The organism is Vibrio sp. 10N.239.311.G01 (assembly GCF_041465805.1).
Lineage (GTDB): Bacteria > Pseudomonadota > Gammaproteobacteria > Enterobacterales > Vibrionaceae > Vibrio > Vibrio crassostreae_C.
The window spans coordinates 152,823-165,467 of the sequence record NZ_JBFSRM010000005.1 but is presented as its reverse complement, the minus strand read 5'-3'; the positions used below and the strand labels follow the sequence as shown (position 1 = coordinate 165,467).

Genomic DNA, 12,645 nt, shown 5'->3' with positions numbered 1-12,645 from the left:
ATTTAATGAGTTTTGGCCCAATGGGGATTTCGTCTGGCATGGATATCAATTCCATGGTCAGCAAAATTGTTGATTCGGAGCGTGTACCTAAACAGCAACGAATCGACAATGAACGAACGCGAATCGATACCAGCATTAGTGCCTATGGAAGACTCAGAGAATCCCTTGATTCGATGAAAAATCTGATGACAAACTTTCGTCAGGAAAAAGCTTTTGCTGTGCGAACAGTCGAAAGTACCGATGAAGGTCTTGTCTCTGCAACCGCGACTACCGAAGCGATCGCTGGCAAATATGCCATCGATGTGTTGCAGCTTGCCCAAAGCCATAAAGTGGCTTCTGATGTACTGTCAGAGGACATGAAATTTGGCCCAGGTAAGCTGCAGGTTTCGCTTGGTGATGACAGCTTTGACGTGCAAGTTGGCGACAGATCGAGACTTATCGAAGTTGTTCGTGGTATCAACGGTGCAGATAGCAACCCAGGCGTTCGTGCATCTATTATCAACGATGTCGAAGGTCCAAGACTTATTATTGCCTCGAACCAGTCTGGTTCAGATCAGCAGATCAACATTAATGTTGAGTCAGATGCTGCCAATCCCTTAAAAAAACTCGAATACAAAACGCTTGAAGAACGTGTTAAAGCGCTAGAGAAAGCGCGCGTTGCTGCTCAAGATATTCTAGCTCTAACCCCTGCAGGAAAAGCCGTTGAACTCATCGATGAAGTGATCGCTAGCGATGACCCAAATGCGAATGAAACACTCGATAAAGATGGCAATGTCATCCCTGCATCCCAAACTGATTCTACCTCCGTTGCTGACGAAGACTCTCAAAGCCTTAGCTACGGAGAACAAGCCGCCGCCGACGGCCAAGCAGCTCTTGATGCAGCTAAAGCGGCAAAATCTGTCATGCCTGAAGACAATATCCCAGGTTGGACGGAAACTGCCTCTGGTACGCTTCTTGACTCTTACTATACACCAGAACTTGAGCTTGATGAAAAAGCAATAGAGAAGGCACCTGATGTACCGGGATGGTCAAATGCTGCCTCAGGTACGTTGACGGATTCCTACGTGACACCGAAAGAAGCCCAACAAAAGCTTGAGGCTGAGCAAGCGCGTATCGAAGAGAAGATTTCACAAGAAAAAGCGGAGTTGGCTGAGAAAGTTCAAAAAGGCGAACTCACCGCAGAGCAAGCCAAGAAAATTGAGCGTGCCAAATTAGAACCCGAAGAGCGCGATCTCTTAGAGAAGGTCGATAAAGCGCAAGCAGATCTTGAACAAGCACAGCAATCTTTTGATACCTATAGTGGAATGACTGAAGTTCAGGCTGGCCAAGATTCTATGGTTGTCCTAGATGGTGTTGCTCAACTCTCTAGTAATAACAATGTGATTGAAGATGCCATTGAAGGTATTGATATTACGGTGAAAGGAAAAACGCCAAAAGATAAGCCGCCGGCAGAAATTGGTGTGGAGTACGACCGTAACAGTGTTCGCCAAGATATCGAATCCTTTGTGAGCTCTTATAACCAGTTCTATCAAGTGTCGAAAGACCTCGCGGGTGTTGATCCAACGACTGGTCAAAAAGGCCCGCTCTCTGGTGACAGTACAGTGCGTAACGCCGACTCCCGATTGAAAGGGGTGTTCTCATCAAGTATCGAAGGTGCGCCAGACAATCTAAAGTCTTTGACTGAATTCGGTATCACCACCACAAGACAAGGCTCGCTAGAAATCAACTACGATATGCTTGACCGTCAACTCAACAATAACTTTGATAAGTTGGGTGAGTTCTTTGGTGGCAACAACGGTTTCGCCAAAAAAGTGGAAGATGCGATTCAAGGTATCACAGGTATCACGGGTTCAATCCGTACTAGAGAAAAGAGCTTGGTCGAGCAAAACTACCGTTTGGTTGATGACCAAAGCGCGCTCGACCGCCGCATGGACAGCCTAGAGAGCCGTACCCACTCTAAGTTCACAGCCATGCAAGATGCGACCAGTAAGATGCAATCTCAGCTGGGCAGTATGATGAATGCGTTGGGCTAATAGATGAATAGCCAGCTACAAGAGCTTTGTGAACTCGATCAACTAATTATCTCTAAACTGGAATTTAGTGAAATTAATGCTGAAGAAATAACGCAGCTTGTCGATAACAGAGAACAGTTATTGCAAAACGTGCTTCAAATAATCGACTCACATCCCGACGTTAAGCAAAGTTCTGAATGGTTTGAAGCCATTACCAGAACCAGAAAATTAGTCGAATTGATGCAGTCTGAGACGAGTCGAGTAGGTAAGACCCTACATAAATACCGTCACGGCGCTAAATCAGTTCAACAATACAAAAAGTTTTTATAGAAGAGGTTTACTATGCGCGGTTCTTTACAGGCATATAAAAAGGTATCAGTGGATAGTCAGCTAACGGCTGCCTCACCGCATAAGATTGTACAAATGCTAATGGCCGGTGCTATCGAGCGTTTGATTCAAGGCAAAGCGGCAATGCAAGCAGGCAACATCCCAGTGAAAGGTGAGCGACTTGGTAAGGCTCTAGATATCATTATTAGCCTACGTAGTTGCCTATCTATGGACGATGGTGGCGATATTGCGAAAAACCTAGATCAACTTTATGAGTTCATGATCACGCAAATTTCTGCGGCAAATCACAAAAATGACCCACAGCCTATTGATGATGTTATCGATATTATTCGCGAAATTAAGAGCGCTTGGGACCAAATTCCGAACGAATATCACAACTTGACGTCCGCTGACGTAGGTATTTAAAGAAAAATTGCAGTTTTAACCAATCTCATATCCCTTAATTGGTTGGTTGCCTTATTTTTTTAATCAAATAAAATAGAAGCCATTAGATAGCCTAATGGCTTTTTTCGTTGCTGATTTCCTAAATTTGTCCACGTAGACCATAATCATTGATACATCTCACTGTTTTATAGACTACGTTGCTCACCGTTTTTCCGCATCGCACCAAAATAAAGGCAATAATTCCTACTTATGCAAGGTTTGGCAAAACTGCTTGTCGTCGACGATAACGCTCAAGATCGTCACAATTTAAGCACAATATTAGAGTTTGTAGGAGAGAGCTGCGAAGTAATCAGCTCTGAACAAGCACGTAAAGTTGACTGGTCACTACAGTGGGCCGGCTGCATTATTGGTACCATTAAAGGTAAAGGCTTCAACGCATTACTGAATGAGAAGCTTGTTCACGCCAATCACATCCCTTTACTGGTGATTGGCAAAAACAATCACCCGGTTGACGAGTTGACTAACTATGTTGGTGAGCTTGAACTTCCTCTTAACTACCCGCAATTAAGTGATGCATTAAGACACTGTAAAGACTTCTTAGGCCGCAAAGGTGTTCAAGTTGTGTCTTCGGCACGCAAGAACACCCTGTTTCGCAGCCTAGTAGGACAAAGTGCTGGCATTCAAGAAGTACGTCACTTAATTGAACAAGTCTCTTCTACGGAAGCGAACGTGCTGATTCTTGGTGAATCTGGTACAGGCAAAGAAGTCGTAGCGCGTAACATTCACTATCACTCTAAACGTCGTTCAGGGCCTTTTGTTCCTGTAAACTGTGGCGCGATTCCACCTGATTTGCTTGAAAGTGAACTGTTTGGTCATGAGAAGGGCGCATTTACTGGGGCGATTACCGCACGTAAAGGCCGTTTTGAATTGGCTGAAGGTGGCACACTGTTTCTTGATGAAATTGGCGATATGCCGATGGCGATGCAAGTTAAGCTGCTACGAGTACTGCAAGAGCGATGCTTTGAGCGTGTAGGTGGCAATAGCACCATACAAGCTGATGTTAGAGTGATTGCGGCAACCCACCGCAACCTTGAAGATATGATCGACGATGATTCGTTCCGTGAAGATCTTTACTACCGCTTAAATGTATTCCCGATTGAAATGCCGGCGCTTCAAGATCGTAAAGAAGATATTCCACTGTTGCTTCAAGAGCTGATGACTCGAATGGAAGCGGAAGGCAGCATGCCTATCTGTTTCACGGCTCGTGCTATCAACTCTTTGATGGAGCATTACTGGCCAGGTAACGTTCGTGAACTAGCGAACCTGGTTGAACGAATGGTTATCTTGTATCCAAACAGCTTGGTTGATGTGAATCACCTGCCAACTAAATATCGATACAGCGATATCCCTGAGTTCCAGCCAGAGTTTAATAGCTTTGGATCTGAAGAGGAGCAAGAGCGTGATGCACTTGCTGACTTATTCTCAGAAGATTTCAGTTTTGATCAGCAAGATGATATTGCCGACAATGCTAATGCGCCTCAAGAGTTACCGCCAGAAGGGGTTAACTTGAAAGAGCTACTCGCGGATATGGAAGTGAATATGATCAATCAAGCGTTGGAAGCGCAGGGCGGCATTGTTGCTCGTGCTGCTGACATGCTTGGAATGCGTAGAACCACTCTGGTTGAAAAAATGCGTAAATATAACTTGCAGCGATAGTGTCCAGTTTTCGATGAAAACGAAAAACTAGCACACACTTTTTAGCTATTTGGTAACTCTAGCTAAGTGAACAGATAAACCATAGTCGAGTTGTTGCTTGCTTAACTATGTGATAAATATAGCAAATAGCCTGACTCGTGTTGTACGTCTCAGGCTGTTTTAGTATTTGAGGCAAATTTTTGACATGTGCGTATCTAACGAACCAGAAAATCAATCACACCTAGATTCTGTTGAACAGCAGGTTGAGCGCTATAAGCAAGTACTCGACGTGATGCCAGCAGGGGTTATCTTGTTAGATACACACGGCGAAGTGAGAGAAGCGAACCCTGAAGCGCATCGTATTCTTGGTGTTGAGTTGGTTGGCGAGAAGTGGTTTTCAGTGATTCAAAGTGCCTTTGACCCAAAAGACGATGACGGTCATGAGATCTCATTGAAGAACGGGCGAAAAGTGCGTTTGGCGATTTCAGCCTCTACCACGGGTCAGCTGATTTTGATTACCGATCTGACCGAGACCCGACTATTGCAGTCTCGCGTGAGTGATCTTCAGCGTTTGTCTTCATTAGGTAGAATGGTGGCCTCGCTTGCCCATCAAGTGCGAACGCCGCTTTCAAGTGCGATGCTGTATGCATCAAACCTTGCCGCGCCAAATCTGCCGCCGGCAACAAAAACGCGTTTTCAATCTAAGCTTATGGATAGATTGCATGACTTAGAGAAGCAAGTGAACGACATGCTGTTGTTTGCCAAAGGTGGTGACAACAAAGTCGTTAAGCCATTTACTGTGGCTGAATTGATCACTGAATTTCACCCTATGGTGGAAGCGGCATTGAAAACTAACCAGATTGATTATTGCCAAGAAGTTGAGGGCGAACAGACTCAAATGTTCGGCAACGCCAATGCTATCGCCTCAGCGTTAAGCAACCTAGTGTTGAACGCGGTTCAAATTGCGGGTAAGGAATCGCAGATCGATGTGTTTTTTAGGCCCGTAAATGGCGAGCTTAAGATATCAGTGCAAGACAGTGGCCCCGGCGTACCGAAAGAGCTTCAAGGTAAAATAATGGAACCCTTCTTTACCACTCGTTCACAAGGTACAGGTCTAGGCTTAGCGGTTGTACAAATGGTATGTCGAGCACATGAAGGCCGACTGGAATTGATATCAGAAGAAGGCGACGGCGCATGCTTTACCATGTGTCTACCGCTTGAAAGAAGTGCTTCTTCTGAAGACTAATAAGTTTTAACTGAATTTACACTGGAGAATCCTATGGCTCAAAGCAAAGTGTTAATCGTCGAAGATGATGAAGGTCTACGCGAAGCCCTTGTCGACACACTCGCGCTTGCTGGCTATGAATGGCTGGAAGCGGATTGTGCGGAAGATGCTCTGGTCAAATTAAAATCGAACTCCGTTGATATTGTCGTATCTGACGTGCAGATGGCGGGCATGGGTGGCTTGGCACTATTGAGAAACATTAAGCAGCATTGGCCAAATTTGCCGGTATTGCTAATGACAGCGTACGCCAACATCGAAGATGCCGTTGCTGCAATGAAAGAGGGCGCTATCGACTATATGGCAAAGCCATTTGCGCCAGAAGTGCTGCTCAACATGGTCAGCCGTTATGCGCCTGTAAAGTCGGATGACAACGGCGACGCTATCGTTGCTGATGAAAAAAGTATCAAGCTAATGATGCTGGCTGATAAAGTTGCGAAAACCGATGCCAACGTCATGGTGTTGGGCCCGAGTGGTTCTGGTAAAGAGGTGATGTCTCGCTACATTCACAATGCTTCTAGCCGAAAAGATGGCCCGTTTGTCGCGATTAACTGCGCGGCGATCCCAGACAACATGTTAGAAGCGACCCTGTTTGGTTATGAAAAAGGCGCATTTACTGGCGCTATTCAAGCTTGCCCGGGGAAATTCGAGCAAGCGCAGGGCGGTACAATTCTGTTGGATGAGATCAGTGAAATGGATCTTAGCCTACAAGCCAAACTACTGCGTGTTTTGCAAGAGCGCGAAGTTGAGCGATTAGGTAGTCGTAAGAGCATCAAATTGGATGTTCGTGTATTAGCGACCAGTAACCGAGACCTTAAACAGTATGTTTCTGAAGGGAATTTCCGTGAGGATTTATACTATCGTTTGAATGTATTCCCAATTTCTTGGCCACCACTGTGTGAGCGAAAAGGTGATATTGAGCCTTTAGCTAAGCACTTAGTTGAGCGTCATTGCACCAAACTTGGTATGCCTGTACCGGTTATGTCAGCGCAAGCGATCAGTAAACTCGTCAATTATCCGTGGCCGGGCAATGTTCGCGAATTAGACAATGTGGTACAGCGTGCGTTAATATTGAGCGAACAAGAGAACATCTCTGGTGAGCATATCCTTCTTGAAGGTGTCGATTGGCAAGACGCAAGCAGCCTACAACAAATCGTCGAAGGCACTGACGTAGCTGCGCCAGAAATCAAGCCTATTGCCGAAGCAAACCCAATCAATAAAATCGCGGCTAGCAGCGAAGGGTTAGGTAATGAGCTTAGAGATCAAGAGTATGCGATCATTCTTGAAACCCTGATTGCATGTAATGGTCGACGCAAAGATATGGCTGAAAAACTGGGTATTAGCCCTCGTACACTGCGTTACAAGTTGGCTAAAATGCGCGATGCTGGAATAGATATCCCAAACTGAGGATAGATTAGTAGTGTCAGCTTTCTGACTAGTGTAATACGATATCTAGTCAATTTAATGTGTGGCACGCTAATTGCTCTGTCAATAATATAGCTAAATAGATGGTCATAATTTTGACTCCTGAGGTAGTAGATGAGAATAGATGGTTTACAAGGCGAAATGCAGGCGATGATGGTCGAAGCTGCCAGCGCGCGTCCCGCAGCAACGGGGCAAGCGGTCGGTGCAGATTTTGGCAACATGCTGACTAATGCCATCAATAATGTGAACTCATTACAAAAGACCTCAGGTGATCTTCAAGCTCGTTTTGATAGTGGTGACCAAAGCGTATCCCTATCGGACGTGATGATTGCTCGTAATAAATCTAGTGTGGCTTTTGAGGCGACGATCCAAATTAGAAATAAATTGGTCGAATCGTACAAAGAGCTGATGAATATGCCGGTATAAGTTGGGTAGTTAAATAGTGGCAGATAATAGTCAAACAACAGATTTAACCGTAAGCGATAGCAACGACCACGCACTGATTGCAGGCTCTGAGCTAGACGGAGAAGGGCAAAATCCCGATCTAGGTGAACGCAGTTCATCGAAGTTCGATATGGCTGTCGGTGATCTTGATTTACTTCGTCAGGTCGTCTTAGTCCTTTCTATCTCTATCTGTGTAGCGCTGATTGTGATGCTGTTTTTCTGGGTAAAAGAGCCAGAAATGCGTCCATTAGGGGCTTACGAAACAGAAGAATTGATCCCCGTTCTTGATTACTTAGATCTGCAAAAGATCGATTACACGCTTGAAGGCAATACCATCTCAGTACCGGCGAGTGAGTACAACTCATTAAAGCTTAATATGGTACGAGCGGGTTTGAATCAAGAGCGAAACGCGGGTGATGACATCCTCATGCAAGACATGGGTTTTGGTGTATCACAACGTTTAGAACAAGAACGCCTTAAATTAAGCCGCGAAAGACAACTTGCCAAAGCCATTGAGCAGATGAAACAGGTGCGTAAAGCTCAGGTTTTATTGGCCCTGCCGAAGCAGAGTGTTTTTGTACGTCATAATCAAGAAGCCTCTGCTTCTGTATTCCTAACTCTAAAAACAGGTACTAACCTCAAGCAGCAAGAAGTTGATTCTGTTGTGGATATGGTGGCAAGTGCCGTTCCGGGAATGAAAACCTCACGTATTACGGTGACCGATCAGCATGGCCGATTGTTGAGCTCAGGCTCTCAAGACCCTATGTCAGCGGCGCGTCGTAAAGAACACGAGTTAGAGCGCAATCAAGAACAAGCGCTGCGTGAAAAAATTGACTCCATCCTGATTCCTATTCTTGGGTTTGGTAACTACACCGCTCAGGTTGATATCCAGCTCGATTTCAGTGCTGTGGAGCAAACCAGAAAACGTTTTGATCCGAATACACCGGCGACTCGAAGTGAATACACCTTAGAAGATTACAACAATGGAAATACGGTGGCGGGTATTCCGGGTGCGTTGAGTAACCAGCCTCCAGCGGATGCCTCAATTCCACAAGATGTGGCTCAGATGAAAGACGGCGCGATGACAGGTCAAGGCTCTGTTCACAAAGAAGCGACTCGAAACTTTGAGCTAGACACCACCATCAGTCATGAACGTAAACAGAGCGGCACGGTTAATCGTCAGACGGTTTCTGTTGCGATCAAAGACCGCCAATCCTTGAACCCAGATACGGGTGAAGTGGTTCATACGCCAATCCCGGCGAGCGAAATCAATGCGATTCGCCAAGTACTGATTGGTACGGTGGGCTTTGATGAAACTCGTGGTGATTTGCTCAACGTATTAAGCATGCAGTTTGCACCTCAAGTAACAGATGTTGTTGCTGATGTGCCAATCTGGGAGCATCCAAACTTCAATGATTGGGTTCGTTGGTTTGCAAGTGCCTTGGTTATCATTGTGGTGGTGTTGGTACTTGTTCGCCCTGCAATGAAGAAACTGCTTAACCCAGCAGCAGACAACGATGAACAGATGTACGGACCTGATGGCATGCCAATTGGTGCCGACGGCGAAACCAGCTTAATTGGTGGTGATATTGAAGGTGGTGAGTTGTTTGAATTTGGTTCAAGTATCGACTTACCAAACCTTCATAAAGACGAGGACGTGCTGAAAGCAGTACGTGCACTTGTAGCGAATGAACCAGAGCTAGCAGCTCAAGTAGTTAAGAATTGGATGGTAGATGGCTAACGAAATAGTTCCACAACAAACTGAAGGCGGTGAAGTGCTTGATGTCTCTAGCGTGGATATCGGCTCTATCTCAGGCGATGAGCGCGCTGCGATCTTGTTGCTCAGTTTAAATGAAGAAGATGCTGCTGGTATTATTCGTCACCTAGAGCCAAAGCAGGTTCAGCGTGTGGGTAGTGCGATGGCGCGAGCTACAGACCTATCCCAAGAGAAAGTAGGCGCTGTGCACCGTGCTTTCTTAGATGATATTCAGAAGTACACCAACATTGGTATGGGCAGCGAAGACTTCATGCGTAATGCGTTAGTTGCTGCTCTGGGTGAAGACAAGGCGAATAACCTTGTTGACCAAATCCTTCTCGGCACAGGTTCGAAAGGTTTGGATTCGCTTAAGTGGATGGATCCTCGTCAGGTGGCGAGCATTATCATCAACGAGCACCCTCAAATTCAAACTATTGTGTTGTCGTACCTCGATGCCGATCAATCGGCTGAGATCCTGTCTCAGTTCCCAGAGCGAGTTCGTCTGGATCTGATGATGCGTATTGCCAACCTTGAAGAAGTTCAACCTTCGGCGCTTGCTGAACTGAATGAAATCATGGAGAAACAGTTCGCGGGTCAAGCGGGTGCTCAAGCTGCCAAAATTGGTGGCCTGAAAGCCGCGGCTGAGATCATGAACTACATGGATAACAACGTGGAAGGCGTCTTGATGGATCAAATCCGTGACCAAGACGAAGACATGGCAACACAGATTCAAGATCTGATGTTTGTCTTTGAAAACCTTATTGAAGTTGATGACCAAGGTGTTCAACGACTACTACGTGATGTTCCACAAGATATTCTACAGAAAGCACTTAAAGGTGCAGATGAAGGTCTACGTGAGAAGATCTTCAAGAACATGTCTAAACGTGCTGCCGATATGATGAGAGACGATATTGAGGCGATGCCGCCAGTCAAAGTCTCTGATGTTGAAGCGGCTCAGAAAGAGATTTTGGGTATCGCGAGGAAGATGGCAGACAGTGGCGAAATTATGCTGTCTGGTGGCGCCGACGAGTTCCTTTAATACAGAAATCTCAAAAGCCCCACACTGTTGGGGCTTTTCTTTATCCAATCTCGAACCACAGATTAACTCAGTTTAACTGCTTGAATTCACAATACAGTTAAGCCACTCATAGATAGGTACTGATATGTCAGGTGATAGAAAACGCGGCTTCCTTCGCCCTGAAGAAGATAATACGGTTGCCCAACCTCAGAAATGGGGGCTGCCTGACTACACCTCTGACGTGAGCAAACAAGCCAAAGAAACCGCTTTTAACTACGACCCTAGTTGGATGCCAACGGTTGAAGAAGCCATTGAAGATGAAGAGCTGGTTCTGACTGAAGAGCAAATCGAGCTGATTAAACAAGGCGCTTATCAGGAAGGGCTGCATCAAGGCCAAGAGGCGGGCTTTAAGCAAGGCTATGAAAAAGGCAAAGAAGAAGGTTTTGCTGCCGGTCACGAAGAAGGCAACGAAGCCGGCAAGCTTGAAGGCGTAACCGCGGGTCAAGAGTACATTCAACAGCAGGTGGCCGTCTTCATGGGGCTGGCAAACCAGTTCGCTCAACCATTAGAGTTGATGAACGCTCAGGTGGAGAAGCAATTGGTCGACATGGTGCTTACCATGGTCAAAGAAGTGGTTCATGTTGAAGTGCAAACCAACCCACAAATCATATTAGATACCGTTAAAGAATCGGTAGAGTCGTTGCCGATTTCTGGTCACGCAATCACATTGAAACTCAATCCGGAAGATGTGGCGATCATTCGCTCTGCGTATGGCGAGACTGAATTGGACTGCCGTAATTGGACGCTGGTCGCAGAGCCAGCACTCAACCGTGGTGATGTACAAATTGAAGCGGGTGAGTCGAGCGTTAACTACCGTATGGAAGATCGCGTAAAGAACGTCATTCAAAACTTCTGCGGCGCAAACCGTCACCAGGGTCATGAGTAATGCTTGAGTTAGCGAACCGTCTCAGTCAGTACAAAGTCGAAGGGTTAAAATCACGACCGATTGCCTCAGGTAAGTTAGTACGCGTTGTTGGCTTAACGCTTGAAGCGACCGGCTGTAAAGCGCCAATCGGAAGTTTGTGTTTAGTCGAAACTATGTCTGGTCAGATGGAAGCCGAAGTCGTCGGTTTCTCTGGCGATAACCTCTTTTTGATGCCGAGTGAGCAAATCACCGGGATCTTACCTGGCGCTCGCGTCACGCCAATGACTACCGAAAGTGGTATCCCTGTTGGAATGGAACTGCTCGGTCGAGTGATCGACGGCGTAGGTAATCCACTCGACGGTTTAGGTCCAATCTATACAGAGCAACGCGCTTCATTTAATGCGGAGCCAATCAACCCGTTAGCTCGTAAACCGATTTCTGAACCACTCGATGTCGGCTTGAAAGCCATTAATGGTTTGCTAACCGTGGGTAAAGGGCAACGTATCGGTCTGTTTGCTGGCTCTGGTGTCGGTAAATCCGTAACTCTGGGCATGATGACTCGAGGCACAACTGCGCAAGTAGTGGTCGTAGGCCTAATCGGTGAGCGTGGACGAGAAGTTAAAGAATTTATTGAAGAGATTCTTGGTGAAGATGGCCGTAAGCGTTCGGTTGTTGTTGCCGCTCCTGCCGACTCATCACCATTGATGCGCTTAAAAGGCTGTCAAACCGCGTTGGCTGTCGCCGAGTACTTCCGCGACCAAGGCTTAGATGTTCTGCTACTCATTGATTCATTGACCCGTTTTGCTCAAGCTCAGCGTGAAATTGCTCTGTCTGTGGGTGAGCCGCCAGCAACCAAGGGCTATCCGCCATCAGTCTTCGCTAAGCTTCCTGCGCTGGTGGAACGAGCAGGTAACGGCAATGATGAACAAGGTTCTATCACGGCTTTCTTTACCGTGTTAACCGAAGGCGATGACTTACAAGATCCGATTGCGGATGCGTCGCGAGCAATTCTCGATGGTCACGTTGTGTTATCTCGTGAGATGGCCGATGCCGGTCACTACCCAGCGATTGACGTTGAGAAATCCGTCAGTCGTGTTATGCCGCAAATCACCACTGAAGAACATGTCTTGATGTCGAAAGCGGTAAGGCAAGTGCTGTCTATCTGCCGTAAAAACCAAGATTTGGTGTCGATTGGTGCTTACAAGCCAGGAACGGATCCAGCAATCGATAGTGCCTTCACGTTGAAACCAAAACTGGATGAGTACTTGCAGCAGAAGATGAAAGAGACCGTCCCATACGACATGTGCGTCAACATGTTGAAACATGTATTGGGTGGCTAACGGGTGAATAAGGTTA

The 12,645-nt window shown here is 46.3% G+C and carries 11 protein-coding genes; all 11 read left to right on the top strand.

The features are described 5' to 3' along the window. The first annotated feature begins 5 nt into the window (after window positions 1–5). The 11 genes from fliD to fliI all read left to right on the top strand — a co-directional run bounded on the left by fliD (window position 6) and on the right by fliI (window position 12,629). Window positions 6–2,033: a flagellar filament capping protein FliD gene (gene fliD / locus AB6D06_RS05960; protein ID WP_372110033.1), complete on the top strand. Its 2,028-nt coding sequence runs from the start codon at window positions 6–8 to the stop codon at window positions 2,031–2,033. A gap of 3 nt (window positions 2,034–2,036) precedes the next feature. Beyond that, window positions 2,037–2,342: a flagellar protein FliT gene (locus AB6D06_RS05955; RefSeq protein ID WP_017060688.1), complete on the top strand. Its 306-nt coding sequence runs from the start codon at window positions 2,037–2,039 to the stop codon at window positions 2,340–2,342. 12 nt (window positions 2,343–2,354) lie between these two features. Beyond that, a complete protein-coding gene (gene fliS, locus AB6D06_RS05950; RefSeq protein ID WP_004736194.1) occupies window positions 2,355–2,765 on the top strand; it encodes a flagellar export chaperone FliS in 411 nt (136 codons plus the stop codon). A 228-nt stretch (window positions 2,766–2,993) separates the two neighbouring features. Beyond that, window positions 2,994–4,460, top strand: coding sequence for a sigma-54 dependent transcriptional regulator (locus tag AB6D06_RS05945; RefSeq protein ID WP_017064122.1), 1,467 nt, complete (start codon window positions 2,994–2,996; stop codon window positions 4,458–4,460). Between the two features lie 184 nt (window positions 4,461–4,644). After that, window positions 4,645–5,685, top strand: coding sequence for a PAS domain-containing sensor histidine kinase (locus tag AB6D06_RS05940; RefSeq protein ID WP_017066378.1), 1,041 nt, complete (start codon window positions 4,645–4,647; stop codon window positions 5,683–5,685). Between the two features lie 33 nt (window positions 5,686–5,718). Beyond that, window positions 5,719–7,128: a sigma-54 dependent transcriptional regulator gene (locus AB6D06_RS05935; protein ID WP_017064121.1), complete on the top strand. Its 1,410-nt coding sequence runs from the start codon at window positions 5,719–5,721 to the stop codon at window positions 7,126–7,128. 132 nt (window positions 7,129–7,260) lie between these two features. Next, window positions 7,261–7,572 (top strand): flagellar hook-basal body complex protein FliE, encoded by a 312-nt coding sequence (fliE, locus tag AB6D06_RS05930; RefSeq protein WP_017060684.1) that lies wholly within the window; start codon window positions 7,261–7,263, stop codon window positions 7,570–7,572. A 16-nt stretch (window positions 7,573–7,588) separates the two neighbouring features. Then, window positions 7,589–9,331, top strand: a complete 1,743-nt coding sequence (fliF, locus tag AB6D06_RS05925; RefSeq protein ID WP_017060683.1) for a flagellar basal-body MS-ring/collar protein FliF — start codon at window positions 7,589–7,591, stop codon at window positions 9,329–9,331. Continuing rightward, the gene (gene fliG / locus AB6D06_RS05920; RefSeq protein ID WP_017060682.1) at window positions 9,324–10,385 is read left to right on the top strand and encodes a flagellar motor switch protein FliG; all 1,062 of its coding nucleotides are present in this window, start codon (window positions 9,324–9,326) and stop codon (window positions 10,383–10,385) included. The genes fliF and fliG overlap by 8 nt, the downstream gene beginning before the upstream one ends. A gap of 124 nt (window positions 10,386–10,509) precedes the next feature. Beyond that, window positions 10,510–11,310, top strand: a complete 801-nt coding sequence (fliH, locus tag AB6D06_RS05915; protein ID WP_017060681.1) for a flagellar assembly protein FliH — start codon at window positions 10,510–10,512, stop codon at window positions 11,308–11,310. Continuing rightward, window positions 11,310–12,629, top strand: coding sequence for a flagellar protein export ATPase FliI (gene fliI, locus AB6D06_RS05910; protein ID WP_372110032.1), 1,320 nt, complete (start codon window positions 11,310–11,312; stop codon window positions 12,627–12,629). The genes fliH and fliI overlap by 1 nt, the downstream gene beginning before the upstream one ends. The last annotated feature ends 16 nt before the right edge of the window (window positions 12,630–12,645 follow it).